Origin of the sequence: Alsobacter metallidurans, assembly GCF_014636935.1 — a bacterium.
Classification (GTDB): Bacteria; Pseudomonadota; Alphaproteobacteria; order Rhizobiales; family Beijerinckiaceae; genus Alsobacter; species Alsobacter metallidurans.
In genome coordinates this window covers 387184-413086 of the sequence record NZ_BMES01000003.1, presented here as the reverse complement: position 1 = coordinate 413086, position 25903 = coordinate 387184, and the positions used below count along the sequence as shown (strand labels likewise).

At 68.2% G+C, this 25903-nt stretch carries 26 protein-coding genes; 13 read left to right on the top strand and 13 right to left on the bottom strand.

Annotated elements, in window-relative coordinates; genetic code table 11:
• Positions 1-19: 19 nt before the first annotated feature.
• Together IEV99_RS22830 and IEV99_RS22825 are read right to left on the bottom strand one after the other, a co-directional pair.
• Positions 20-1453 carry a polysaccharide biosynthesis C-terminal domain-containing protein gene (locus tag IEV99_RS22830; RefSeq protein ID WP_188520141.1) on the bottom strand — a complete coding sequence of 478 codons (1434 nt, stop codon included), beginning with the start codon at positions 1451-1453 and terminating at the stop codon, positions 20-22.
• On the bottom strand, positions 1450-2667 hold the full coding sequence (locus tag IEV99_RS22825) for a glycosyltransferase family 4 protein (protein ID WP_188520140.1): 1218 nt from the start codon (positions 2665-2667) through the stop codon (positions 1450-1452). Before IEV99_RS22825 ends, IEV99_RS22830 begins: the two co-directional genes overlap by 4 nt.
• 150 nt (positions 2668-2817) lie before the next feature.
• Between IEV99_RS22825 and leuC the strand changes: the two genes are divergently transcribed.
• The gene (gene leuC / locus IEV99_RS22820) at positions 2818-4221 is read left to right on the top strand and encodes a 3-isopropylmalate dehydratase large subunit (RefSeq protein ID WP_188520139.1); all 1404 of its coding nucleotides are present in this window, start codon (positions 2818-2820) and stop codon (positions 4219-4221) included.
• Positions 4222-4293: 72 nt separating this feature from the next.
• Here the strand turns inward: leuC and IEV99_RS22815 are convergent, their stop codons facing one another.
• On the bottom strand, positions 4294-4605 hold the full coding sequence (locus IEV99_RS22815; protein ID WP_188520138.1) for a hypothetical protein: 312 nt from the start codon (positions 4603-4605) through the stop codon (positions 4294-4296).
• Positions 4606-4843: 238 nt separating this feature from the next.
• Between IEV99_RS22815 and IEV99_RS22810 the strand changes: the two genes are divergently transcribed.
• From IEV99_RS22810 to leuD, 3 genes are all read left to right on the top strand, one after another.
• Entirely contained in the window at positions 4844-5005 is a 162-nt protein-coding gene (locus IEV99_RS22810; protein ID WP_244644024.1) for a hypothetical protein, read from the top strand.
• A 51-nt stretch (positions 5006-5056) separates the two neighbouring features.
• A complete protein-coding gene (locus IEV99_RS22805) occupies positions 5057-5479 on the top strand; it encodes a metallopeptidase family protein (RefSeq protein WP_188520136.1) in 423 nt (140 codons plus the stop codon).
• 89 nt (positions 5480-5568) lie between these two features.
• The gene (gene leuD, locus IEV99_RS22800) at positions 5569-6174 is read left to right on the top strand and encodes a 3-isopropylmalate dehydratase small subunit (RefSeq protein ID WP_188520135.1); all 606 of its coding nucleotides are present in this window, start codon (positions 5569-5571) and stop codon (positions 6172-6174) included.
• Between the two features lie 193 nt (positions 6175-6367).
• Here the strand turns inward: leuD and leuB are convergent, their stop codons facing one another.
• On the bottom strand, positions 6368-7480 hold the full coding sequence (gene leuB, locus IEV99_RS22795; RefSeq protein WP_188520134.1) for a 3-isopropylmalate dehydrogenase: 1113 nt from the start codon (positions 7478-7480) through the stop codon (positions 6368-6370).
• A gap of 145 nt (positions 7481-7625) precedes the next feature.
• Between leuB and IEV99_RS22790 the strand changes: the two genes are divergently transcribed.
• Positions 7626-8123: a DsrE family protein gene (locus IEV99_RS22790; RefSeq protein WP_188520133.1), complete on the top strand. Its 498-nt coding sequence runs from the start codon at positions 7626-7628 to the stop codon at positions 8121-8123.
• A gap of 3 nt (positions 8124-8126) precedes the next feature.
• Here the strand turns inward: IEV99_RS22790 and IEV99_RS22785 are convergent, their stop codons facing one another.
• The 3 genes from IEV99_RS22785 to IEV99_RS22775 form a co-directional block, all read right to left on the bottom strand.
• On the bottom strand, positions 8127-9311 hold the full coding sequence (locus IEV99_RS22785) for a lytic murein transglycosylase (protein ID WP_188520132.1): 1185 nt from the start codon (positions 9309-9311) through the stop codon (positions 8127-8129).
• Positions 9312-9379: 68 nt separating this feature from the next.
• On the bottom strand, positions 9380-9679 hold the full coding sequence (locus IEV99_RS22780; RefSeq protein WP_188520131.1) for a hypothetical protein: 300 nt from the start codon (positions 9677-9679) through the stop codon (positions 9380-9382).
• 68 nt (positions 9680-9747) lie between these two features.
• Positions 9748-10614 carry a hypothetical protein gene (locus tag IEV99_RS22775; protein WP_188520130.1) on the bottom strand — a complete coding sequence of 289 codons (867 nt, stop codon included), beginning with the start codon at positions 10612-10614 and terminating at the stop codon, positions 9748-9750.
• A gap of 430 nt (positions 10615-11044) precedes the next feature.
• Between IEV99_RS22775 and IEV99_RS22770 the strand changes: the two genes are divergently transcribed.
• A complete protein-coding gene (locus IEV99_RS22770; protein WP_188520129.1) occupies positions 11045-12103 on the top strand; it encodes an aspartate-semialdehyde dehydrogenase in 1059 nt (352 codons plus the stop codon).
• A gap of 182 nt (positions 12104-12285) precedes the next feature.
• On the opposite strand, the gene IEV99_RS22765 is transcribed toward IEV99_RS22770, so the two are convergent.
• Together IEV99_RS22765 and IEV99_RS22760 are read right to left on the bottom strand one after the other, a co-directional pair.
• Positions 12286-12633, bottom strand: a complete 348-nt coding sequence (locus IEV99_RS22765) for a hypothetical protein (protein WP_188520128.1) — start codon at positions 12631-12633, stop codon at positions 12286-12288.
• A 44-nt stretch (positions 12634-12677) separates the two neighbouring features.
• Positions 12678-13403, bottom strand: coding sequence for a DUF429 domain-containing protein (locus tag IEV99_RS22760; RefSeq protein ID WP_188520127.1), 726 nt, complete (start codon positions 13401-13403; stop codon positions 12678-12680).
• Between the two features lie 88 nt (positions 13404-13491).
• Here IEV99_RS22760 and IEV99_RS22755 point away from each other — a divergent pair, with 88 nt between their 5' ends.
• Positions 13492-14379 (top strand): HpcH/HpaI aldolase/citrate lyase family protein, encoded by an 888-nt coding sequence (locus IEV99_RS22755; protein ID WP_188520126.1) that lies wholly within the window; start codon positions 13492-13494, stop codon positions 14377-14379.
• A 99-nt stretch (positions 14380-14478) separates the two neighbouring features.
• Here the strand turns inward: IEV99_RS22755 and IEV99_RS22750 are convergent, their stop codons facing one another.
• Positions 14479-16503, bottom strand: a complete 2025-nt coding sequence (locus tag IEV99_RS22750; protein ID WP_188520125.1) for a methylmalonyl-CoA mutase family protein — start codon at positions 16501-16503, stop codon at positions 14479-14481.
• Positions 16504-16596: 93 nt separating this feature from the next.
• A complete protein-coding gene (locus IEV99_RS22745) occupies positions 16597-16905 on the bottom strand; it encodes a hypothetical protein (RefSeq protein WP_188520124.1) in 309 nt (102 codons plus the stop codon).
• A 153-nt stretch (positions 16906-17058) separates the two neighbouring features.
• On the opposite strand from IEV99_RS22745, the gene ccrA reads away from it, so the two are divergent.
• Entirely contained in the window at positions 17059-18345 is a 1287-nt protein-coding gene (ccrA, locus tag IEV99_RS22740; RefSeq protein ID WP_244644023.1) for a crotonyl-CoA carboxylase/reductase, read from the top strand.
• 6 nt (positions 18346-18351) lie between these two features.
• Here the strand turns inward: ccrA and IEV99_RS22735 are convergent, their stop codons facing one another.
• Positions 18352-19248 (bottom strand): YihY/virulence factor BrkB family protein, encoded by an 897-nt coding sequence (locus IEV99_RS22735; protein ID WP_188520122.1) that lies wholly within the window; start codon positions 19246-19248, stop codon positions 18352-18354.
• Between the two features lie 179 nt (positions 19249-19427).
• Here IEV99_RS22735 and IEV99_RS22730 point away from each other — a divergent pair, with 179 nt between their 5' ends.
• From IEV99_RS22730 to IEV99_RS22710, 5 genes are all read left to right on the top strand, one after another.
• Positions 19428-20309 carry a DMT family transporter gene (locus IEV99_RS22730; RefSeq protein WP_188520121.1) on the top strand — a complete coding sequence of 294 codons (882 nt, stop codon included), beginning with the start codon at positions 19428-19430 and terminating at the stop codon, positions 20307-20309.
• Positions 20310-20403: 94 nt separating this feature from the next.
• A complete protein-coding gene (locus tag IEV99_RS22725) occupies positions 20404-22083 on the top strand; it encodes an acyl-CoA dehydrogenase family protein (protein WP_188520120.1) in 1680 nt (559 codons plus the stop codon).
• A 62-nt stretch (positions 22084-22145) separates the two neighbouring features.
• Positions 22146-22430, top strand: a complete 285-nt coding sequence (locus IEV99_RS22720; RefSeq protein WP_188520119.1) for a hypothetical protein — start codon at positions 22146-22148, stop codon at positions 22428-22430.
• A gap of 108 nt (positions 22431-22538) precedes the next feature.
• Complete coding sequence (locus tag IEV99_RS22715; RefSeq protein WP_188520118.1) at positions 22539-23174, top strand: 2OG-Fe(II) oxygenase; 636 nt, start codon at positions 22539-22541, stop codon at positions 23172-23174.
• Positions 23175-23283: 109 nt separating this feature from the next.
• A complete protein-coding gene (locus IEV99_RS22710; RefSeq protein WP_188520117.1) occupies positions 23284-25083 on the top strand; it encodes an ABC transporter ATP-binding protein in 1800 nt (599 codons plus the stop codon).
• On the opposite strand, the gene IEV99_RS22705 is transcribed toward IEV99_RS22710, so the two are convergent.
• Positions 25070-25777, bottom strand: coding sequence for a fused DSP-PTPase phosphatase/NAD kinase-like protein (locus tag IEV99_RS22705; RefSeq protein WP_188520309.1), 708 nt, complete (start codon positions 25775-25777; stop codon positions 25070-25072). The genes IEV99_RS22710 and IEV99_RS22705 overlap by 14 nt on opposite strands.
• Positions 25778-25903 lie beyond the last annotated feature (126 nt).

Sequence of the window (25903 nt, the reverse complement as noted above, 5' to 3'; positions counted from 1 at the left end):
TCGCAAGAGCGCGGCCGGTCTAGGAGTTTTGAGCCTGCGTGCGAGCCATCGCGCGCAGGCTTTTTGCTGTGCGGACGCCCTCGAAGTCGAGCAGCCAGAGAACCACCGCGTAAACGGCCGCGCCGGCCAGCACGACCAGCGCGAGTCCCGCAAATCCGGGCATGGCTTCGCTCATTCGCACAGGCAGCAGCGCGGCCGTCATCGCCGCGCAGGAGAACGCGACGGATGCGATCGCGCGACGGGGCGGAAACGCGGGCAGCACTGCGCCGACCACGATCGCCTGCAGGGCGAAGGTCGCGCCGGCGCCGCCGAGCTGGCTCCAGGCGTTGCCGAGCGCGCCATAGGACGGGATCAGCCAGAACCCCAGCGCCAGCGACACGGCCGAGCCCGCCAGCACGCACAGCAGCGCCGGCGTGGTGCGTTCGGCCACGAAGAGCGGCTGGTTCAGGACGAATTGCTGACCCGCCGTGAAGGCGCATTGCAACGCCACCCAGGATGACAAAGCCACGAAGCCGTCCCGGTACTCCGCGCCGAGCGCGACGGCGGCGAAGCGCGGCGCCACAAGCCAGAAGCCGAGCAGCAGCGGAGCCAAAATCGCAACCGTGAGCCCGGCGTTGCGCGACAACACCGCCCGGGCGGCCGCGAGCCCGCCAACCGAGAGCGCCGCGAGCGCCCCCGGAAGGAGCGCCATCTCGAGCGCAAGGCCCATCACGCCGGCTGCACGCGAGATCAGGTCCTGCACGAGCACAAAGGCGCCGTACTCGGCCGGGCCGCGATGCGTGATCGTGAGCGTCGCGAGCGCCAGCGCGGTGGCCGAGGCGGCGCCCGTGGACAGCACGATCGCGCCGCCGAAGCGAAAGAACAGCCCGAGCTCGGCGAGATCCGGCCGGCCGAGGCTGACGTTGGTGTTGCGCCCCGAAAGGGCCAGATAGGCCAGGCCGGCGCATTGCGCCACGGCCAGCATGATGACTACGCCGAGCGGTCCACCGCCCCAAAGGGCCGCCGCGATGGCGAGCACAAGGCTCAACCCCGCGCGCGGCAGCATCAGCATCGCGAGCCCGCGATCGTCGCACTCGGCGCGGGCCATCGCGATGCGGACCTCGTTGTAGCCCTGCAGCGCCACATTGGCCCCGATGGCGACCACCATGGCGGCCCCCACCTTGTCCGCCCCGAACGCCACCGCCAGCCCGGTTATCGGCGCGACGCTCGCGATGGCGAAGCCCACCAACGCCCGAATGGCGTCGCGCCGCCGGTACTGGCCCTCGCCGTCGCGGGCCCAGTAGCGCATCACGCTCAGGCGCAACCAGTCGAACAGCAACGTGTAGGCCACCATGGCGACGCCGCGCGCATAGCCGAGTTCGCCGAACCAGGCGGGCGGCATCAGCCGGGTAAAGGCCAGCAGCAGGAGGACGTTGACGGCCGAGTTGCAGATGGAGATCAGAAAGCGGGTCATCGGGCGGCTGCCCGGCGCCGCTCCCGGCCGCGGTCAGCCGCCGCCTCGAACACCCGCTCATAGGCGGGGATGAGGTTTTCGGGGCGGACGCGATCGACCACGCTGCGGTAAGCGCCATGCGGCAGGTCAAGCTGCTCGGGATGCGTCGCGAGCCGCCTAAGCTGCTCGGCCAGGGCGGCGCTGTCGCCGCCCGGGACCGTCCAGCCAGTCGCGCCCTCGACGACGATCTCGGGCATTCCGCCGACGCGGGACGCCAGAACCGGAACGCCGTGCATGGCCGCCTCATAGAGAATGCGACCCATCGGCTCCTGCCAGACGGACGGCACCACGAGCAGGTCAATCCGGCGGAACAGCTCGCCGGGGTCAATCCAGCCGAGCCGCTCCACGCGCCCGGGCGGCAGCATGCCGAGAACCTCGTCGACATAGGCCGGGTCGCCGCTACCGGCCACGAGCAGCCGCCATTGCGGCAGGTCCGCGGCCACGAGCGCGCGCGCCAAGACGTCGAGGCCCTTGTTGGGCACGATGCGCCCCAGGAAGCCGAGCCGGAGCCCTTCGCCGGGCGGACGCGGCCGCGGGGTGAAATGCACGTTCTCGAAAGCGTTTGGAAGCACGGCCAGATGGCTTTTTGTAAAGCGCCCTGCTCCCACCATCTTGGTAAGCCCGAAGGCGCTGAGCGCGATCAGGGTGTCGACACGGCGCGACAGGAGGCGGCGCGGCGCGGTGATGACCCGGCACTCCCAGCAGCGTGACCTGCAATTGCCGGCGTTGTTGCGAAACATTCCCGCATTGGCGCAAATCGCCCACAGCTCGTGAATGTAATGCACCACCGGGATGCCGCGCCGTTCGGCCGCCAGCCACAGCGATCCGGAAAGTCCCGGAATGGCGTGCGAATTGACCACGTCGGGCTTGATGACGTCGAGCAACGCGCCGACGCGCGCCATCACGCCGGGGTCGAAACTGTCGCGCAGGTGGAATTCCAGCTTCTTGAGTGCGCTCGGAAACGGCGCGCCGGGGGCCACGGGTCCGTGCGGGGCGATGCGGTGCACCGTGAGGCCGGGCTCGTCGAGCTCGCGCATGCCGTCGGGCAGCGGCAGCGTGATCACGTGGACGTCGTGTCCGCGCCGGGCCAGCTCCCGCGCCAGGGCGGTGGCCGCAATCGCGCCGCCGCCTTCGAGGTTCGGCGCGAAGGTGCAGGTGGTGAGCGCGATCCGCATGAGGTCCCCGATCCGGTCGACGCGGACGCTACCCCGGCGAACTGAAAAAGGGCTTAAGCCCGGGTCGCCGGCCCCAACGCGGCGGCTTCCCTTTGGGGCGCGGCTTCGGTAAATGAGGCGCACGAAACCGTTATCGCAGAAGGCAGAGCCATGGCCGCGCGCACCTTGTACGACAAGATCTGGGACGACCATGTCGTCAACCAGCAGCCCGACGGAACCTGCCTGCTCTATATCGACCGCCACCTCGTGCACGAAGTCACGAGCCCGCAGGCCTTCGAAGGGCTGCGCGTCACCGGCCGCAAGGTCCGCGCTCCGCAGAAAACGCTGGCCGTGGTGGACCACAACGTCCCGACCTCCGATCGCCGGCACGGGATCGACGATCCCGAGTCGCGCATCCAGGTGCAGACGCTGGCCGAGAACGCCCGAGACTTCGGCATCGAGTACTACGACGAGCTCGACCAGCGCCAGGGCATCGTCCACATCATCGGCCCGGAGCAGGGCTTCACGCTGCCGGGCACCACCATCGTGTGCGGCGACAGCCACACCTCGACGCACGGCGCCTTCGGGGCCTTGGCCCATGGCATCGGCACCAGCGAGGTCGAGCACGTGCTCGCCACGCAGACGCTGATCCAGAAAAAGGCCAAGAACATGCGCGTGACCGTGGACGGCCAATTGCCGCCCGGCGTCACCGCCAAGGACATCATCCTGGCCATCATCGGCGAGATCGGCACGGCCGGCGGCACCGGCAGCGTCATCGAATATGCCGGCGAGGCGATCCGCTCGCTGTCCATGGAAGGCCGCATGACGGTCTGCAACATGACCATCGAGGGCGGCGCTCGCGCGGGCCTGATCGCCCCCGACGAGAAGACCTTCGCGTATCTGAAGGACAAGCCCAAGGCCCCCAAGGGCATGGCGTGGGACATGGCGGTCGACTACTGGCGCACGCTCGTCACCGACGAGGGCGCTCATTTCGACCGCGAGATCCGGCTCGACGCCGCCAGCCTGCCGCCGATCGTCACCTGGGGGACGAGCCCGGAGGACGTCGTGTCGATCACCGGCACGGTGCCGCGGCCGGATGACGCCCCATCCGAGCAGAAGAAGGCCGCCATCGCGCGCGCGCTGGACTATATGGGCCTGAAGGGCGGCGAGCGCATGCAGGACATCCGGCTCGACCGGGTGTTCATCGGCTCGTGCACAAACGGCCGCATCGAGGATCTGCGCGCCGTCGCGAAGATCGTCGAGGGCCGCACCGTCGCGTCCAGCGTCAGCGCCATGATCGTTCCGGGATCCGGACTGGTGAAGATGCAGGCCGAGGAAGAAGGCCTGGACAAGATCTTCAAGGCCGCGGGCTTCGACTGGCGCGAGCCAGGCTGCTCCATGTGCCTCGCCATGAACGCCGACAAGCTGGCGCCGGGCGAGCGTTGCGCCTCGACGTCCAACCGCAACTTCGAGGGCCGGCAGGGGTTCAAGGGCCGCACCCATCTGGTGTCGCCCATCATGGCGGCCGCCGCCGCCATCGCGGGCCATTTCGTCGACATCCGCGAGTGGCGCTGACGCGCTCTCGAAACAGCTGCATGCGAAAAGCCCGGGCGTGAGCCCGGGCTTTCTTGTTTCAGGCCGACGCGGTCACCAGCACCGGCGGGTGGTGCGCCAGCCGCCCCAGTAGGGGTCCCAGCGGCGGACGACGCGGCAGCGCGGGCCGCCCCAATAGGGGCGGGCATAGTAGGGCCGGTAGCGCGGGCCGCCGCCCCAGTAGTGCCGCCGCGGGCCGTAGTAGCCGTAGCCTGGGCCCCACTGGACCGTGGTGGTCAAACCGTCATGCTGGACGGGCGCGGCCGCGACCGGCGGCAGCGGCGCGGCCTGGGCGCCCGCGAGGCCGCCGAGCGTCAGGGCGCCGGCCGCCAGAGCCTGGATCGCGAGTGAGCGGGGTGAAAACATGATAAGGGTTCCTCTCAGGTGAGCCGTGCCCCTCGGCATGAACGCAGGATTGCAACTTGAGGCTGAACGAAGTCGCAATGGGCCGTTCAGCCGCCGTTTAGATTCGTGAACGTCGGTTTGGGCGCTTTTTGGCGCGGAACGGGGTCGAAAATTGGAGAGTGAGCACAGACGCACGGACGAGGAACGGCGCCGGGAATCGCAGGACATTCTCGACCGGGCGCAATCCGAGAGCGGTACGGTGCTGAGTTCCGCGATGGCGCGGGCGGCCCGCCATTTCGGCGCCGCCGACGCGCCGGCGGAGGATCGCGTGGAGGTCTGGGGCAAGCGCATCGCCCGCGCGCTGGCGCTCCTGTTCGTGCTTTACCTGCTGGGCGACCTGACGGGCGCGTTCGGGCGTTGACGGAACGGCCCGCAAGAGCCATCTGCGGCTGAACCCGCCGCGAGATCCTTCATGACGTCCACCCCATCGCCCGACTGGTCCACCCTTGCGGCCCCAACGCTCGCCGACATCGAAAAGCTCGCCGCCGAGGCCTTCGCGCGCCTCCCTCCGGAGTTCAGGGCGCTTTGCGAGGGCGTCGTCATCAAGGTCGACGACTTCCCGGACGAGGAAACTCTGGCCGAGATGCAGTGCGAAACAGAGTTCGACCTGCTCGGGCTTTTCCGCGGCGTCGGCCTGGCGCAGGCGGGCGCGACGCTGCAGACGGGGCAGTTCCCCAACATGGTCTGGCTCTATCGCCGGCCGCTGCTCGACTATTGGGCCGAGCACGACGAAAAGCTGGGGCACCTCGTCACGCACGTGCTGGTGCACGAGATCGGGCACCATTTCGGGCTGAGCGACGACGACATGTACGGGATCGAGGCGGCCGCGGAGTGAAGCGCGGGCCTAGAATCCGGTTTCCTCTCCGGCGGCAATTGGTCTAGAACCCGCTGACACCGCGCCCACGCTCGCGAGAGACCTCGACCATGCAGCCCTTCACCACGCTCACCGGCGTCGCCGCCCCGCTCGAGATCATGAATGTCGACACCGACATGATCATCCCGAAGCAGTACCTGAAGACCATCAAGCGCACGGGTCTCGGCGCGGGCCTCTTCGCCGAGATGAAGCTGAAGGAGGACGGTTCGGAGAACCCGGATTTCGTGTTGAACCAGCCGGCCTACCGCAAGGCGCAGATCCTGGTGGCGGGCGACAACTTCGGCTGTGGCTCGTCGCGCGAGCATGCCCCATGGGCGCTGTTGGACTTCGGCATCCGCTGCGTGATCTCGACCAGCTTCGCGGACATTTTCTACAACAATTGCTTCAAGAACGGCATCCTGCCGATTACGGTCAGCCAGGAAGACCTCGACAAGCTGTTCGACGACGCCAAGCGCGGCGCGAACGCGACCCTGACGGTCGACCTCGCCTCGCAGGAAATCCGCGGGCCGGACGGCGGAGTGGTGAAGTTCGACATCGACCCCTTCCGCAAGCACTGCCTGCTGAACGGCCTCGACGACATCGGGCTTACGATGGAAAAGGCCGCCGCCATCGACACCTATGAGAAAACCAAGACGGCCAGCCAGCCCTGGCTGTGAGCTCGTCCGCTCTCGACTGGAAAACCCCGCCCTTGGCGGGGTTTTTTATTGGCGCAGTCGCTCGCCGTTTGACCCTTATGTGCGGCTGGGATCGTTCTCCGGTCCGGTTGATCGCACGCCTTGCCCGGCTGCACCCCACCCCGCCACTTCGCGGCGACCTCCCCCGAGGGGAGGGTGGGGCTTCGCGCTGCGCTTAGCCGGCGAGGCGCTGCATTTCCTTCAGGATGGCGTCGCCCATCTCGCCGGTTGAGACGGCGTTCTGCCCCTTGGCGGCGATGTCGCCGGTGCGCAGGCCGCTCGCCAGCACGTTGGAAATGGCGCTCTCAACCATGTCGGCGGCTTCCAGCAGGCCGAAGGAGTAGCGCAGCGCCATCGCGAGCGAGCCCATCATCGCGATGGGGTTGGCCATGCCCTTGCCGGCGATATCGGGGGCCGAGCCGTGGACGGGCTCGTAAAGCGCCTTGCGCTTGCCCGTGGCCGGGTCTTCGGCGCCCAGCGAGGCGGAGGGCAGCATGCCGAGCGAGCCGGTCAGCATGGCGGCGATGTCGGACAGGATGTCGCCGAACAGGTTGTCGGTAACGATCACGTCGAACTGCTTGGGGTTGCGGACGAGCTGCATGGCCAACGAGTCGGCGAGCTGGTGCTCGAGCTGCACGTCGGCGTATTCGGCCTTGTGCAGGGCGGTGACGACCTGGTTCCAGAGCACGCCGGACTTCATGACGTTGCGCTTCTCGGACGACGTCACCTTGTTGCGGCGCTTGCGCGCCAGCTCGAACGCGACCCGGCCGATGCGCTCGATCTCGGACGTGGTGTAGACCTGCGTGTCCACGGCCCGCTTCTGGCCGTTCTCGAGCGTCACGATTTCCTTCGGCTCGCCGAAATACACACCCCCGGTGAGCTCGCGCACGATGACGATGTCGAGCCCCTCGACGAGTTCGCGCTTCAGCGAGGAAGCGTCCGCCAGCGCCGGGTAGCAGATGGCGGGACGAAGGTTGGCGAACAGAGCCAGATCCTTGCGCAGGCGCAGCAGGCCTGCCTCGGGTCGCGCCTCGTAGGGAACGTCGTCCCACTTGGGTCCGCCCACGGCGCCGAACAGCACGGCGTCCGCCTGCGTGGCGCGCGCCGTGGCGGCATCCGTGATCGCAAGTTTGTGTGCGTCATACGCGGCGCCGCCGACCAGATCGGTCTCTGTCTCGAACTTGGCCGCGCCCTGTGAGCCCAGCCAGTTCAGGACCTTTTTCACCTCGGCCATCACCTCGGGGCCGATGCCGTCGCCCGGCAGAAGGAGAATGTTGTGGCTGCTCATGATCGGCCCCGCTGCGAGGAACAAAAGTCGATGCGCTGTTTAAGTTTCGCCGTGTTGCTTGGCAAGCGAAAGGCCGGCTCACCGCGTTTAGCAAATATCAAGCGCAGAGGCTTATGGAGAACGAGTTATAGCCGGGAGGCGCCGCATGAACCGCTCGATCATCATCCGCTCAGCCGCGCTTGCGGGGCTGCTGGCGCTCGCGTCTGCGCCGAGCGTCGCTCCGCAATTCTTTTCGGACCCGGCGGTGGTGCCGCGCGCCATTCACGAGCCCTATGCGCGCCAGAAAGTCGTCTACCACATCACCCAGGGCGGCGGCTGGTTTGGCCGGGACCATGCGGCGCGGCTGCAATCCATGCTCAACCACGTCAACGCCGTGGGCAGGGACAAGCTCGACATGGTGGCGATCCTGCAGGGCGACGGCGCGAGCCTGCTCTACGACGCAGCCAGCAACAGCAAACTTTCCGGCATGGTGGACAGGCTCCGGCGCGCGGGCATCCGCTTCGTGATCTGCCGCAACACGCTGGTCGGGCGAAATTATCCGGTTGAAGACCTGTATGGGGCGACCGCCAGCGACTTGGTGCCGGCGGGAGTCGCCGAGGTGGTGGACCTGCAGCAGAAAGGCTACGTGCTGGTTAGGCTCTGAACCTCAGCGCCCGGCCCGCAGCGCATCCAGCACGGACCCGGAGGCGCGGCCGTTGCGGTCCATTCCATTCCTCACCTGAAAATCCGCGATGGCCTGCCTGGTTTTGGTTCCGATCGCGCCGTCAGGCTGCCCGACGTCATAGCCCTTTCGGTTGAGCATCGCCTGGACCTCGCGCCGCTCGGCGCGCGACAGCCCGCGATCGTTGGTGGGCCACGGCGTCACGATGGGGCCGCCGCCCTTCAGGCGGTCCGACAGGTGCGCGATCGCGAGCGCATAGCTCTCGGCGGCGTTGTAACCATAGATAGCCTCGAAGTTCTTGGTCACCAGAAACGCCGGGCCGTTCGGGCCGGCCGGCATCATCAGGCCGGCTGAACCGCCCGGCATGCCGCGGCCGTCGATCCGGCGCACGCCGAGCCGCTCCCAATCGGCCATCGGGCGCTTCTTGGTGCGGCCCGCGAGGCCGGTGTTGAAGCCCGGCGGCAGCTTCACCTCGAAGCCCCATGTTCCGCCCGACACCCAGCCGGCCTTGTTCAGGAAGTTGGCCGTGGAGCCGAGCGCGTCCGGAATGGAATCCACCACGTCGCGCCGCCCGTCCCCGTCGAGGTCGACGGCAAGGCGCAGGAAGGTGGAGGGCATGAACTGCGTGTGCCCGAAGGCCCCGGCCCAGGAGCCGGTGAGGTGCTCGGGCGCGACGTCGCCGCGGTCGAGGATCTTCATCGTGGAGGCGAGCTCGCCGCGGAAGTAGCCCTGACGGCGGCCGTAGCAGGACAGCGTCGCGAGTGATTGAACCAGCGGCCGCTTGCCGATGGCCTTGCCGAAGTCCGACTCGACGCCCCAGACGGCCACGATGACGTGGCGATCGACGCCGTAGCGGCTCTCGGCCGTGGCCAGCGCCTGGCTCCATTGCCGCAGCATGGCCTTGCCGTCCGCGACGCGTTCCTCGTCCACCAGGGCGGCGAGGTAGTCCCAGATGGGGGTCTTGAACTCGGGCTGGTCGTTCAAAAAGTCCAGCACCTTCATGTCGGGCTGGAGCCCACGCGTGGCCGCGTCGAATGTGGCGGCCGAGACGCCCCCCTGGACGATCGTGGAGCGCAGGGCGGACAGGCAGCCGCCGAAATCCGCCTGTGCGGCGGCGGGCGTGGCGGCGGCGATCAGCAGGCCGGCGAAGGTGGCGATTCGGAGGATCATCCCGCCATCGTAGACGGCTTCGCGCGGGACAGGAATCCCGCGCAAAGCCGATGTTCAGCCAGCCGCGCTCAGGGGCCGAAATTCACCGTCGTGCCGCAGCAGTTCGGCAGGTCCCAGCGGCTCGGCAGGGTTTCGCCGCCGAACCGGCTGTTGATGTTGGAATAGACCGGGGTGGCGTTGCCCTGGCCGACATAGACGTAGTTGAGTTGGTAGCCCGTGCCGGGCTTCACCATCGTTCCGGCGTTCAGGTAGGAGCGGCCGGTGACCGTGATCTCGTTGGTCCGGCGGCGGGTCTGCGCGTCCGCGGTGGCGACCGAGAGCGCGCCCGTGAGGGCCGCGAGGCCCAGGATTGCGGCGTGACGGAACATCATATGCCTCGCATGTTGGGTTCGTGATTATACAACATTTTCGAGGGCTCGTGGGTCCCGGCGCGGGATCACGAATGCGAGCGCAGGCGCAGCGCGCGCTCGGCGTCCGCGTCGAGCCAGCCGGCGCGCCGGCCGCCGGGGGTCGCGCGGGTCGCGCACTGGGGCAGGCGGTTGCGCTCGGCGCGCGTGAAGTACGCCTTGAGCGCGCGGTCATCGCCCGCGCCCACGAGGTCCAGGCGGTCGAGCGCGCAGGAGAGCGTGAGCCGGTCCGCGGGCCTGTCCGCGCCGCCGCACATCCACCCGGAGAGGCGCAGGTCCGCGTCCTCCGCGAGCACGCGCCAGGCTACGCACGCGTACTGCGCGCCCGCGCGCGAGAGCACCACATCCGCGCTCTCGGCCGCGCCGAACTTGGTGGGGGTGGGGACAGGGACGGCGCTGCGGGTGACCGCGTAGCCGGCCTCGGCTGCGCGGCGGGCGGTGTCGAGGAAGAGCGAGCCAGGCGCTGCGGCTTCCGAGCCGGGGCGATAGGCGACCAATCGGGCGAAGGGCTGGCCGGCCTCGGGGCGGCCGAAGGACTGGATCTCCTCGCGCCCGCCGCCGCCTGCATGGCGGCGCGCCTCGATGGCGCGGCCCTCGCGCGGCAGAAGGGTCGTGTCCAGCGCAAACATTGCGATCGGGCGCGACACCTGCACCCAGCTTAGCGGTTCGGTCGGCGCGGTCGCGGCCGGCGCGTCATCAGAGCGGGCGAAGCGGGGTAGATCGGGATTCAACAGCAGCACGCCGCCAATCAGCGCCACGGCGCCGGCCAGCCCGGCGACGCGGCCGACCCCGATCGCCTGTACGATCGCCCATGCGGCGCGGCCGAGGCCGATGTCGGCAGGCGACGGCCCTGTGGCCCGCTCCAGATCCGGAAAGTCCAACGTCGCCTGGGACATGACGCAACCCCGTTCCGCCGCCCCGTCCTGGGGCGCGATGAGCCTTTCGGAGGCTCCGATCCCTCCAATTGTCGGCAATCTGTTGAGTCGCTCGTTACCGCGACGGGGCTTTCGCGGCGGAGAGTCAACGCTGGGTTGACCGACAGCGTTAACGCGACGGCCCAGAGACCCGCAAACGACGGATTGACTTCGCGCCCCCGCTCGTGCTTCTCCTGCGCGATCGGCGCTTCCTCGCAAGCGCCTCCGGAACAGCGTCTCGCCATGCGCTTCGTCACGTTCAAAACGACGACGAAAACGCCGGCCGCCAAAGGCGGCGCGGCGCGCTGACGCTCGTCCTCGCTCCGGATCATCCCCTGGCGGGGGAAGAGGACCCGCCTGTCAGGTGGGCTCGATCCGGGGGAAAGATCTCAAAGACGATAGGAACACGATCATGAGTTCGAAGGGCGCCGAAGGTTTTCGCGTGGCGGTCGTGGGGGCCACAGGCAATGTGGGCCGCGAGATGCTCTCCATTCTTGAGGAGCGAGCGTTTCCGATCTCCGAGGTGATCGCGCTGGCGTCGCAGCGCAGCCTCGGCCACGAGGTCTCGTTCGGAGACCGCGTGCTGAAGGTGCAGTCGCTGGACCACCACGATTTTTCGAAGACGGACATCTGCCTGATGTCGGCCGGCTCGGCCGTCTCCAAGGAGTGGTCGCCGCGCATCGGCGCGCAGGGCTGCCTGGTGATCGATAACTCGTCCTGCTGGCGCTACGACGAGCGCGTGCCGCTGGTCGTGCCGGAGGTCAACGCGCACGTCCTGGCCGACTACATGGCGCGCCGGGACAAGCTCAACATCATCGCCAACCCGAACTGCTCCACGGCGCAACTCGTGGTGGCGCTGAAGCCCCTGCACGACAAGGCCAAGATCACCCGCGTGGTGGTGTCGACCTACCAGTCGGTGTCCGGCGCCGGCAAGGATGGCATGGAGGAGCTCGATCGCCAGACCAAGGCGCTCTACTCCCTGCAGGAAGTCGCCAACAAGAAGTTCACCAAGCGCATCGCCTTCAACGTGATCCCGCACATCGACGTCTTCATGGAGGACGGGTTCACGAAGGAAGAGTGGAAGATGAACGTCGAGACCAAGAAGATCCTCGACCCCAAGATCAAGCTCACGGCCACCTGCGTGCGGGTGCCGGTGTTCATCTCGCATTCGGAAGCCGTGAACGTCGAGTTCGCCAATCCGATCACGGCCGACGAGGCGCGCGACATCCTGCGGTCTTCGCCCGGCGTGCTGGTGATCGACAAGCAGGAAGACGGCGGCTACATCACACCCCACGAGGCGGCCGGCGAGGATGCGACCTACATCTCGCGCATCCGCACGGACTCGACGGTGGAGAACGGCCTCGCGTTCTGGTGCGTCTCCGACAATTTGCGCAAGGGCGCGGCCCTGAACGCCGTGCAGATCGCCGAGGCGATCATCAACCGCAAGCTGCTGAAGCCCAAGGCCGCTTAAGCACGTCTTCCTGGAAGCTCAATATCCCGGCGCGTTCCCTCTCCCCAGCAGGGGAGAGGGGCAGGGTGAGGGCGGTCCAAACGCTGACTGAAGACATTGCAGAGGTGGGGAGGCCCCCACCCCAGCCCTCTCCCTGTGTCAGGCAGAGGGCGCGCGCTGCAGCTTGGCCCCAGCGTTCTGGGTCATGTTTGCGTGCCGCCGTTTCCCGTGGAGCGCGATCCTGTTTCCAGGTTGAGCATCCATCTCACCCACGGGCAATCATGGGCGGGGGGCGCCTGCGCGGCTTCGAAGCCGGCCAGCAGCGCGCCGGTGAGCCACTGGTTGATGGCGCCCACACGCTCCTGGCACTGGCGCACGACGTCCAGGTCATCGGCGGTCGCCGGAGGCGTGTCCCACAACAGCCGCCGGGCGACAGCGAGGTCGTCGGGCGAGAGCACGGCGGTGGGCTCGGCCGGCCGATAGGCCACGATGCGGGCGAGCGCCCGGAGGGCGTCACGGTCGGGCCAGCCTGGATGAAGAGTGTCGGTCACGGGCTTGCCCTGGTGATCACGCGACGGAGAACCGCCGCGCAGCGTTACATCCAGATTGCGACCGGGATGCCGTGCGCGTCAAAGGCTGGCTGCGCGGGCAGGCTGCTGGCCTCGCCGCGCTCCAGCCGGATGGCCGTGACCAGGCACGCGCAAGCGTCGAGCACGTCGTCGGCGCCGGCCCCGCGCGGCGGCCTGGCGGCCAGAAGGGATCGCGCCAGGCCGGCGCTTTCCAGCAGCGCGCGCCGCTGCTCCAGCCCGGGGCCATAGGCTTGCGATTTCACCTTCTTGGGCTCGGTAAGCGGGCCGCCATTCAGGCGCATGAATGCGCCTTCGGGGTGGCTTTCGAAGACCCTCGTCCGAAGCGCCGGATCGGCGCGGAGCAGGGCGTCTATCTCAAGCATCTTGGAAAACAGGAAGAAGCATTGCTTGGACACCTTGCGGGGCGGGTCGGAGGTGGCCAGCGCGGCCGCACAGGCCGCCGCGTAGTCGGGGGCGCTCACGGCGGAGCGCGACGGCACCGAAAACACGGAGGATTGCCGCTCGCCCAGCAGTGGCCGCAGCAGCGCTTCCGGGCCGCGGCCGCCGGGGCCGATCCGTTCCGGCAGCCCAATCGGCATGTCGACCGCCACGATGGCGTCGGCCGGCAATTGGTCCAGAAGGTCGGCGAAGCGGGCGAAGACCTCGATCGTCGGCCCAGCTGCGCGTGGAGCGCGCACCGCCGCAACCCACCCGCCTTTGCAGCCGTCCACTCCCGCCAACCAACGCGCCATTGTGGCCTCCGCTTCCGCCTTTCCGACGATGGCGCGCCCAAACGACCGCGTCTATGCTGCACTGCGAAAACGATCCTTCAGGTGAGCCATGACGCCGACCGCCATCCGCCCCCGCCGCAGCGTGCTCTACATGCCGGGCTCCAACGCCCGTGCGCTCGAAAAGGCCAGGACGCTGGACGTCGACGGGGTGATCCTGGACCTCGAGGACGCGGTTGCGCCAGACGCGAAGGCGACGGCGCGCGAGCAGGTCGGAGCCGCAATCCGGGCCGGTGGGTTTGGCTCCCGCGAGGTGGTCGGGCGCATCAACGGTCTCGATACGCCGTGGGGAGAGGACGACCTCAAGGCCATGGCGGCGGCGGGACCGGACGCCATCCTTGTCCCCAAGGTGTCGTCGCCCGCACAGGTGGTGCGCGTTGCGTCGATCATGAGCCAGGCGGGCGCGCCGGAGCATACGCGACTCTGGGCGATGGTGGAGACCCCGCTCGCGATCCTCAATATCCAGGCGATCGCGGCGGCGGCGGCTGACCCGGCCAATCGGCTCACCTGTTTCGTGATGGGCACCAACGATCTCGCCAAGGAAACGCGCGCGCGGTTCACGGGCGACCGGCTGCCGTTTCTGCATTGGCTGTCCGTGAGCGTCACGGCTGCGCGGGCCTATGGACTCGACATCCTGGATGGCGTGTTCAACGGCATCACGGACGAGTCGGGGCTGCAGGCGGAGTGCGAGCAGGGGCGCGACCTGGGCTTTGATGGCAAGACGCTGATTCATCCCAGCCAGATCGCCGCCGCCAATGCGATCTTCGCCCCCACCGCGCCCGAGGTGGAATGGTCGCGCGCGATCATCGCGGCGTTCGACCTTCCGGAGAACCGCGACAAGGGGGCGCTGCAGCTCAACGGCAAGATGGTGGAGCGCCTCCACGCCGAAATGGGCAAGCGCGTCGTCGCCATCGCGGACGCGATCGCGGCGCGGGGGTGAGTTCCCGCGCCGTCACCACGTCGATGCCCGATCGATCATGCCGCTTCGTTTAGATCGCGACCATTGAAGGTGGCGATGGCGGCCCTCAAGCTGTCCGGATCACCGCCGCCCGGCCCGCCGCGGCGCGGGCGCGTCGTCTTGAGGTGCGGTCCGAGGGGCTTTCGCGACGATGCGGACGATGTCCTTCATGATCTCGTCGATCACGTAGTTCTTGGGCGTGTAGACGGCCGTGACGCCGATGTTCTTCAACACCAGCTCGTCCTCGGGCGGCACGATGCCGCCGACCACCACCGGGACGTGGCCAAGCCCCTGCGCGCGCATGCGGGCCATGACGTCGCGCACCAGCGGCACGTGCGAGCCGGACAGGATGGAAAGCCCGATCACGTGCGCGCCGCTCTCTTGCGCGCGGGCGACGATCTCGGCCGGCGTTTGGCGGATGCCCTCGTAGGTGACGTCGAAGCCGACGTCGCGGCCGCGCAGGGCGATCTGCTCGGCCCCGTTGGAATGGCCGTCGAGGCCGGGCTTGCCCACCACCATGCGGGGTTGCTCGCCGAGCTCGGCCGCAAGATCGGCCACCAGGAGGCTCACGTCGCGCTGCGCGTCGGAGGTGCGCGTCTCGGGAGTCACGCCGGTCGGGGCGCGGTACTGGCCGAAGATCTCGCGCAGGGCCTCGCCCCACTCGCCCGTGGTGACGCCCGCCTTGGCGCACGCAATGGAGGGCTCCATGACGTTGCGGCCCTCGCGGGCGGCTGCGCACAGCGCATCCAAGGCGGCGTCCGCGGCCTTCTGGTCGCGCTCGCTGCGCCAGGCGCGAATGCGCCCGATGGCCTCGATCTCGACCTGCTCGGGAACGGTCATCACCGAGGCTTCGCCGGCCGTGAGCGGCGACGGCTCGGTTTCGCGCCAGCGGTTCACGCCGACGACGGTCTGGTCGCCACCCTCGATGCCGGCGATGCGGCGGGCGTTGGACTCTACCAGCATGCGCTTCAGGTAACCGCTTTCCACCGCCGCCACGGCCCCGCCCATCCGGTCGATGGCGGCGAGTTCGGCGCGGGCGAGGTCCTTCAGCTCCTCGACCTTGCGGGTGATCTCGACTGAGCCGTCGAAGATGTCGCCGTATTCGAGCAGGTCGGTCTCATAGGCCATGACCTGCTGCATGCGCAGAGACCATTGCTGGTCCCAGGGACGCGGCAGGCCGAGCGCCTCATTCCAGGCCGGGAGCTGCACGGCGCGCGCGCGGGCGTTCTTGGACAGCACCACGGCCAGCATCTCAATCAGGATGCGGTAGACGTTGTTTTCGGGCTGGGGCTCGGTGAGGCCGAGCGAATTTACCTGCACGCCGTAGCGGAAGCGGCGGTGGCGCTCGTCCGTGACGCCGTAGCGCTCGCGGGTGATCTCCTCCCAGAGCTCCGTGAACGCCCGCATCTTGCACAGCTCGGTGACGAAGCGCATGCCGGCGTTGACGAAGAACGAGATGCGGCCGACCACCTCGGCAAAAACCCGTTCGTCGACGCCCTCCTGCTTCACGGTGTCGAGCACCGCCACCGCGGTGGCGAGCGCATAGGCGAGCTCCTGGGTTGGCGTCGCGCCAGCCTCCTGCAGGTGATAGCTGCACACATTGGTGGGGTTCCACTTCGGCAGCTCGGCGGTGGTGAACAGGATCACGTCCTTCACCATCCGCATCGAGGGCGCGGGCGGGAACACGTAGGTGCCGCGCGATAAATATTCCTTGATGATGTCGTTCTGAGTGGTGCCCTGCAGGGCCTTGCGCGGCGCGCCCTGCTCGTCCGCCACCGCCACATAGAGCGACAGCAGCCAAGCCGCCGTGGCGTTGATGGTCATCGAAGTGTTCATTTCGGCGATCGGGATATCGCTGAACAGCGCCCGCATATCGCCCAGATGCGCGATGGAGACGCCGACCTTGCCGACCTCGCCGCGGGCCAGAACGTGGTCCGGGTCGTAGCCTGTCTGGGTGGGGAGATCGAAAGCGACGGAAAGGCCGGTCTGGCCCTTGGCGAGATTGTTTCGGTAGAGCTTGTTCGACTCGGCCGCGGTGGAATGGCCCGCGTAGGTGCGGAAGATCCAGGGCTTGTCTTGCTCGGGGCGGCCGCGGTCGGGGCTCATGCGTGCGGTCTCCGGTTGGCTCTCGCTATCATGCTGCATTGCGGCAACATGCGGCAAGGCCGTGCGGGCCGCCACCCGGCTAAAGTCTGAACGTCAGTGCGTGAGGCTGCGCAGGCCGCCGGCCAGGAGAACCGCCAGAAAGCCGGAGCCCACCGCCACCGCCACCACGAGCATCGCGTCTGTGCTGGTGATCGGCATGTAGTACATGTTCCACAGCACGATCCCGGCGATGGAGCCGAAAAACAACAGCGCTCCGTTCAAGAAGACGCCGAATCCGAGATCCTGCATGATGCTGTCGACGATCCAGGCGCCGATCATGCTGACCATCAGAATGCCGAACAGGGCCCAGTTCACCGCGTCCTGCGGGATCTGTCCAAAACCGAAGGTGCGAAGAAGGTCCATTCGATCCGCGATGTTCGGTGCAGCCTGGCTTCAGAATAACGGTTCCGTACAAAGCCATCGTTAACGCCGGGGCCGGCCTCAACCCTTCGCCCTATGGCGCAGTGCAGCATGGCGGGTAAGATCACCGGGACATTTCCCCCAAGGAGGATCGCCGTGGCCCAGACCCAGACCGCCGAGCCCGCCCCCAAGAGCCGGGCCGTCAAGGACCTGTATGATATCGGCGAGATCCCGCCGCTCGGCCACGTGCCCGCCAAGATGTGGGCCTGGGCCATCCGCCGCGAGCGGCATGGGCCGCCCGAGGACGCGATGCAGCTGGAGGCCGTTCCGACCTGGACCATCGGCGACGACGAGGTGCTGGTGCTCGTGATGGCGGCGGGCGTCAACTACAACGGCGTCTGGGCGGCGCTGGGCCAGCCGATCTCGCCGTTCGACGGACACAAGCAGCCGCTGCACGTCGCAGGATCGGACGCCTCCGGCGTCGTGTGGGCGGTGGGCCGCAAGGTGAAGCGCTGGAAGGTGGGCGACGAGGTGATCGTCCACTGCAACCAGGACGACGGGGACGACGAGGAGTGCAATGGCGGCGACCCGATGTTCTCGTCGTCGCAGCGCATCTGGGGCTACGAGACGCCCGACGGCTCCTTCGCGCAGTTCTGCCGGGTTCAGTCGCGCCAGCTGATGAAGCGGCCGCAGCATCTCACCTGGGAGGAGAGCGCCTGCTATACGCTGACGCTCGCGACCGCCTACCGCATGCTGTTCGGTCATGCCCCGCACACGATCCGGCCGGGCGACAACGTGCTGGTGTGGGGCGCGTCAGGCGGGCTCGGGGTGTTCGGCGTGCAGCTGTGCGCGGCGTCAGGCGCCAACGCGATCGGGGTGATCTCGGACGAGACCAAGCGCGACTACGTGATGGGGCTGGGCGCCAAGGGCGTGCTGAACCGCAAGGACTTCAACTGCTGGGGGCAGCTTCCGACCGTGAACTCGCCGGAGTTCAACGCCTTCATGGGCGAGGCGCGCAAGTTCGGCAAGGCGATCTGGGACATCACGGGCCGCAAGGACGTGGACGTGGTATTCGAGCACCCGGGCGAGCAGACGTTCCCGGTGTCGACCTTCGTGGTGAAGCGCGGCGGCATGGTGGTGTTCTGCGCCGGCACGACGGGGTTCAACCTCACCTTTGACGCCCGCTTCGTGTGGATGCGGCAAAAGCGCATCCAGGGCTCGCACTTCGCGCATCTGAAGCAGGCGACGGCCGCGAACCAGTTCGTGATCGACCGGCGGATCGACCCCTGCATGAGCGAGGTGTTCCCCTGGGAGAAGATCCCGGTGGCGCACACCAAGATGTGGAAGAACCAGCATGCGCCCGGCAACATGGCCGTGCTGGTGAACGCCCAGCGGGCCGGGCTGCGGTCGTTCGACGACGTGCTCGAAAACCAGCCGGGCTGAGCGGTCTCAGGCGCGGCGGCGGCGCAGGAAGGCGCGGCCGCGCTCGATGACGTTGAGCCGCCGTTCCTGCTCGGCGTAGGTCTCGCGCACGCGGGCGAGTTCGGCGTTGAACTCGCCGCCATACACGAAGATGGACGCGATGGTGTAGAGGAACACCAGCGCGACCATCACGGAGGCCAGCCCCGCATAGGTGGATGCGTAGTTGTTGGCCGCCTTGGCGAGATAGATGCCGAAGGCGTGGCCGCACGACAGCGCCAGCGCCACCGTGAGCGCCACGCCGGGGACGATTTCCCGGAAGGCGCGGCGGCCGCAGGGCAGCCAGAGATGCAGGATCAGCAGCGCTGACACGATGATCAGGGTCGCGACGCCGAAGCGGCCGATGGTGATCACGTAGTTGTAGGGCTGCAGCTGCGGCACATACAGGATCGCGGTCTGCCACAGGATCGGGGCGAGCACGACCAGGAAGGCCAGCGACAAGAGCGCCGCCGCCCCCACCAGCACGTAGGCGATGGATTCCAGCCTGAGCAGCCACCAGGCGCGGTGCTCCTTGAGCCGGTAGGCGCGGTTGAGCCCGATGCGCAGGCTCTCGACGCCGTTCGACGAGAAGTAGATCGCCAGCAGCACGCCCACCGTGAGGATGTCGCCTCGGGCGTTGTTCATCACGTTGTGGATCTCGTTGCTGAGCGGGTCTGCCACGCGCGACGGCCAGGCCTCCAGCAGCAGGCCCACGACTTCGTCGGCGAGCTGCTTGGAGCCGAAGAATCCGGCCAGCGATGTCACGAAGATCAGGAACGGAAATAGCGACATCAGCCCGGACAGGGCGATATGGGACGCGATGGCCCACCCGTCGTCCTCGACGAAGCGCCAATAGGCGTCATAGATGATGCGTGGCAATCGCCGCATCGGGCCGTGTATTCTCCTCGACGCCGCGTGGCGATATCGTGGATCGCGTGGCGATCCCAAAAGGATATGGCCCGGCTGAGCCTCGACCGCAACAACGCCCCTTGCTATGGGGGCGTTCCTGGCCAGAACGCCGCAGGTCCCGTCCGGGACGTCCTCCCGCCAACCGGAGAAGCATCCGCGTGTCCCCCAGCCTGCTGCGCGCCGCGCCGGCGGTGTTCGTCCTGATCTGGTCGACCGGCTGGATCTCGGCCCGCTACGGCGCGCCCTATGCGGATCCGCTGACGTTTCTGGCCATCCGCTTCGCGATTGCGGGCGCGCTGGTGAGCCTCATCGCCCGGCTGGCCGGCGCGCCCTGGCCGGCGTCCCGCCGCGAGGCGCTGCACGCGATGGCGTCGGGCGTGCTGCTCCACGCAATCTATCTCGGCGGCGTCTGGTGGGCGATCGCGCACGGGCTGCCGACTGGCGTTTCCGGCCTGATCGCGGCCGTGCAGCCGATCATGACGGCGTTTCTGGCGCCGACGCTGATCGGCGAGAAGATTTCGGGCCGCCAATGGATCGGGATCGCGCTCGGCTTTGTCGGCATCGCGCTTGTGCTTCAGCCCAAGCTCACTGGCGTGGATGCGGCCGGGCTTTCGGCCGTCGCGGCGCCGATCGTCGTGAACCTCGTCGGCATGGTCGGGGTGACGCTGGGCTCGTTCTACCAGAAGCGTTTCGTCGCGACCGGCGACCTGCGCACCATCACGGCGCTGCAATATGCGGGAGCTTTCCTGGCGGTGGCGCCGGCCGCGCTGCTGCTGGAGCCCATGCGGGTAGAGTGGAACCTCCAGGTCGTGCTCACCATGGCGTGGTCCGTGGTGGCGCTGTCGCTCGGCGCGATCGGGTTGCTGCTCCTTCTGATCCGCAACGGCGCGGTCTCGCGGGCGGCTGCGTTGATCTATTTGGTGCCGCCCACCGTCGCGATCGAGGCGTTTCTGCTGTTCGGCGAGACTCTGAGCCCGGTTCAGGTGGTCGGAATGGTGGTTACCAGCGCGGGCGTGGCGCTCGCGACACGCAAAAGCTGACAGCCCGCGCCCGCCAAAAGGCCCATTGCCGAGGGCTGCGCTCCGCGCCATGTTGCATTGCGAAAAACGCCGTGCAGGAGCCGAGGAGCCCCCGATGTCCGTCGCCGCCGCCCGAACCCACGACGCCCCCGACTGGCTCGCGCTGGCCGAAGACGCCGCCGCGGCGGTGTCGGCTCTCGCGGGCGAAGCCACGGCCGCGGTGCGGGCGAAAGTCAGCCGTGACGGCAAGATCTCGGCGGCGTTGCTCGAGCAGGAGCAGCACGCCGCGCATGGCCTCGCCTGGCTGGCCACCTATGCGGAGGCCATCCGCGAGCTCGCCGCCTATGGGCGGCTGCTGCAGGCCGAAGGACGCTACGGCGAGACCGAGGAACTGCTGATCGCGATCGGCGTGGGCGAGTATTGCGCCCAGGCGTTCGGCGGCATTCCGATGAGCCAGGGCGAGATCATCCGCCTGCCGGCGCTCGGCCTCTCGGCGGCGCAGATCGCGGCGCGGCGGACGGGCGCCGTGGAATCATTGATCGCGGACGGCAACACGCCGGCCCACCGCGCCCGGCTGGTGGCCCGCATCCGCGACGCGCAGGGCGCGCCCACGATGGGCGACAGCGGGCTCGACGAAACGCTGGAGGCCATCCGCGCCGAGATGCGGAAATTCGCCGAGGCCGAGGTGTTGCCGCACGCGCATGGTTGGCACCTGCGCAACGAGTACATCCCGATGGAGGTCGTCTCCAAGCTGGCCGAACTCGGCGTGTTCGGGCTCACGCTGCCGGAGGAATTCGGCGGGCTCGGCCTTTCCAAGGTTTCGATGTGCGTGGTTTCCGAGGAGCTGTCGCGCGCCTATATCGGCGTCGGCTCGCTCGGCACCCGGTCGGAGATCGCGGCCGAGCTGATCATCGGCGGCGGCACCGAGGAGCAGAAGGCCAAGTGGCTGCCGCTGATCGCCAGCGGCGAGGTGCTGCCCACGGCGGTGTTCACCGAGCCCAACACCGGCTCGGACCTCGCCTCGCTGAAGACGCGCGCCGTGCGGGACGGCGACGTCTACAAGGTCACGGGCAACAAGACCTGGATCACGCATCCGGTGCGCGCCGACGTCATGACCATGCTGGTGCGCACCAACCCGGACGAGCCCGGCTATCGCGGCCTGTCGATCCTGCTCGGCGAAAAGCCGCGCGGCACGGACGCGGATCCGTTTCCGGCCAGCGGCATGACGGGCGGCGAGATCGAGGTGCTCGGCTATCGCGGCATGAAGGAATACGAGCTCGCCTTCGACAGCTTCGAGGTTCCGGCCGAGAACCTCCTTGGCGGCGTCGAGGGCCAGGGCTTCAAGCAGCTCATGCAGACCTTCGAGTCGGCCCGCATCCAGACCGCCGCCCGTGCGGTCGGGGTCGCGCAGTCGGCGCTCGACATCGGGCTGCGCTACGCCGAGGAGCGCGTGCAGTTCGGCAAGCCGCTGATCGCCTTCCCGCGTGTCGCCGACAAGATCGCGATGATGGCCGTGGAGGTGAACATCGCCCGGCAGCTCACCTATTTCGCCGGACGCGCCAAGGACGACGGCAAGCGCTGCGACGTGGAGGCCGGGATGGCCAAGCTGCTGGGTGCGCGCATCGCCTGGGCGGCGGCCGACAACGCCCTACAGATCCATGGCGGCAACGGCTTCGCGCTCGAATACGAAATCTCGCGCGTGCTGTGCGACGCCCGCATCCTCAACATCTTCGAGGGCGCGGCCGAGATCCAGGCGCAGGTGATCGCCCGCCGTCTGCTGGACGGCGTTAACTAGACCACAGCCGCAGCGGCGAACCGCACCGCCTCTAAGGCGTTGATCTCCCAAAGGAGAGTTCAATGCGCACACTGGCAGGCTTGGTTATTCTGGCCGGGATGGCTTTGGCGGCCCCGGCCTTCGGCGAGGAACGCCCGGCCCAGCAGGCCTCCTCGCCGCCCGCCGACAGCCAGGCGGCCGCTCCGGCGCCGATCCGCAAGGACCCCGCCGAGACAACCGGCGCGATCACGACCCGGAAGGTCGGGCAGGAGAGCGAGCGGGTCATCGACGGCCAGCGCTGCTCTGACGTAGCCGATCGTCCTGACGCCTACCCGCACGCGCTCTGGGTTCGCTGCCGCGCTCCCTGACGGCCCTGCGCTGCAGGTTCGGCCACATTGGGATTCGTAAAATTGCACCTCTAGGTAGCAATCGCTAGAAATTACCCCGGGGGCGAATGTTGCGCCACGGGGGAGACCATGGCCGCCGAGACGAGCATCATCGATTCGGACGTGGTGCGCGCCGCGCCAGTGTCGCGCGAGCCCTATAGCTTCTTTCTCGCTTCGGACGTGTTGCGCAAGGACATGGTTCCGCAACTGCGCGAGGAGTTCCCGAATATTACGAAGCCGGGATTCCTGACCGTCGACGACGTCGAGGTGAAGGGCGCCTTCAAGGCGCTGATCGACGAACTCGAGGGCCCGCGCCTGACTGCGCTGCTTTCGGAGAAATTCGGCCTCGATCTCAGCCCCTATCCGCGGCTGACCACCATCCGGAAGATTTCGCAGATCAAGGACGGCCGCCCCCACACGGACGGGCCGAGCAAGGTGATGACGCTGCTGGTCTACATGAACGACGCCTGGGACGACGGCGGCGCCGGTCGCCTGCGGGTGCTGCGCGGCCCGGACGATTTTGACGACATGGTGCTGGAGGTTCCGCCCACCATGGGGACCATGTTCGCGTTCCTGCGCGCCGACAACTCCTGGCACGGGCACCCGCCTTTCGCGGGCGAGCGCCGGGTCGTGCAGGTCGCGTGGGTCAAGGATGCGGCCGAGCTGGAACGCAAAAAGAAGCGAAACAGCCTCGCCAAGCTGTTCAAGGGCATCTTCGGCCGCTGAGAGGTTTCTCGACGAGGGCCGCGTCGCCTCTTGCGCCGAAATGGGCTAAGAGCGGGTGAGACGTGCCGGCCCCGTGCCGACGCTCCCCAGCCGCACGCAACAGGTTCTGATGGCCACCAAGCCGGCACGCACGCTCGTCAGCCATGACACGCTTCCTTATGTCCGCCGCCTCTGGGCCGAGTGGATGCGGCCGCATTGGCGGCAGCTGGCGCTGATTCTCGTCACGGTGATCATCCTGGCGGGCGCGAGCAGCCTTTACCCGGTGGTGATCAAGAAGGCGTTCGACGCCTTCGACCAGCAGAACAAGCGCTTTGTGCAGCTCGTGCCGTTCGTGGTGATCCTGGTGACGGCCGTGAAGGGCTTCGCCATGCTGGCGCAGTCGATCCTGACCAATCGCATCGTCACCCGGATCGAAGCCGATATGCAGACGGCGCTTTACGCCAGCCTGATCGATTCGGACGTGGCCCAGCTTGGGCGCGAAACGCCAGCCGCGCTGACGCAGCGCTTCACCACCGATTTCGCGTTTATCCGTGAGGCGCTGACGCGCCTGTCGACGGTGTTCCTGCGCGACCTCGCGACCGCCATCGCGGTGGTGGGGGTGATGTTCTGGATCGACTGGGAGGTGACGCTGATCGCCCTCGTGGTGCTGCCGCTTCTGGCCCCCGCCATCGCGCGCATCGGCAAGAAGCTGCGGCGCACCGCGCTGTCGACTCAGGAGCAGACGGCCCTGATGGCCGGCATGGTGTCCGAGAGCCTCGCGAGCATCCGCACGGCCAAGACCTACGGGCTGGAGGGCTACCTCAAGCAGCGCGCCGGCGCATTCTTTGAGCAGATCCGCCGGCTGAAGATGAAGTCCGCCAACCAGCGCTCCCGGCTCGATCCCATTCTGGAGATCGGCGGCGGCTTCGCGGTGGCGGGCGTGCTGGTGTTCATCGGCTGGCGCATCATCAAGGGCCAGACGACGATCGGCGACTTCACGGGCTTCATCACGGCCCTGCTGCTTGCCGCGCAATCGTTGCGGACGCTCGGAAATCTCAACGCCATCCTGCAGGAAGCCGTGGCGTCGCTGTCGCGCGTGTTCGCCGTGATGGACGAGCGGCCGACGATCCAGGACCGGCCGGGCGCGCAGCCGCTCGCGGTGGCGGGCGGCGCGATCACGTTCGAGAACGTGTCGTTCCGCTACGACGACCAGGTCGCGCTCCATGGCATCGACCTCGTGGTGCCGGCCGGGAAGATGACCGCCCTCGTGGGACGGTCGGGATCCGGCAAGTCGACGCTGGTATCGTTGGTGCCACGGCTGTTCGAGGCGACCGACGGCGCGGTGCGGATCGACGGAGTGGATGTCCGCGACGTCACGCTCGCGAGCCTGCGGGCCAAGGTCGCGGTGGTGACCCAGGAGGCGGTGCTGTTCGACGACACCGTGCGGGCCAACATCGCGTTTGGCAGGCCTGACGCGACGCAGGACGAGATCGAGGCGGCCGCGCGCGCCGCGGCGGCGCACGACTTCATCATGGGGCTGCCGGACGGCTACGACTCGCCCGTGGGCGACCGGGGATCGCGGCTCTCGGGCGGCGAGCGCCAGAGGATCGCGCTCGCGCGGGCGCTGCTCAAGGACGCTCCCATCCTGGTGCTGGACGAGGCCACCAGCGCGCTCGACGCTGAATCCGAGCGGGCCGTGCAGGACGCGCTGGCGGTGCTGACCAAAGGCCGGACATCGCTCGTGATCGCGCACCGGCTCTCCACCATCCGGATGGCCGACATGATCGTGGTGCTGGATCGCGGGCGCGTAGCCGAGAGCGGCTCGCATGACGCGCTGTTGGCGCGGGGCGGCATCTACGCCAAGCTGCACCGGCTGCAGGCCGGAGCCGACGGGCTGGAAATGGCTGAGTTCGATCTCACTCGCGCTTGAGCAGGCCGTCCACGATCACGTCCGACCAGAAGCTCGGCTTGAAGTCCCGCTCCAGCGCCTCGGGGTCGTAGACGGTCTCGACCCATTCGAGAAACGGCATGCCGCGGGCCAGGCCTTCGTCGCGGTAGCGCTCGAAGAAGGCGTCCAGGATCCCGGTCTTGGCGAAGCGGAAATGGCCGTATCGCAGCGCGAGCTGGTCCATCGCCTCGTCGAGCGGGCGGTTCTCGTGGATCAGCAGATACAGCGCCGACATGAAGCCGGCGCGGTCGGCTCCCGACTTGCAATGGACGAGCGCGGGATAGTCGAGCGTCTCGAAGAAACGCTTGGCGCCCAGCACGGCGTCGCGGTCGGGCGCGCCGCGCGAGCGCACCACATAGTCGACGAGCCGGACGCCCTCGCGTTCGCAGGCTTCCTTTTCGAGCGGCCAGGAGCCGTGCTCGCGGCCGCCGCGGAGATTCACGATCGTGCGCAGGCCCTGGCGGGCGGCGGCGCGGATGTCGGGCGGCGCCGGCTGGGCGGCGCGCCAGAACTGCGGCGTGACCTTGTGCAGGTTGAGGTAGGCGAGGCGAAACACGCCGTGGTCGCTGGCCAGCATGTTGGTCCAGGCCTTCACCCGGTCCCAGGCGCCGCCGATGGGCCGGTCCCAACGCGCGATCCGCGCCATGCGGCGGGCGTAGCGGTCTTCGGGCTTCATCGACTTCAGCACGCGGCTTAAGGCTCCGGGGCGGGGGTGCAGCCGGGGCCATAGCAGCCGCGGCGCGGCGTCGCAATCCCGCGGGGCCGAGCGGGTCTGCGCGCAACCGTCGCGCGTCCGCGGGCG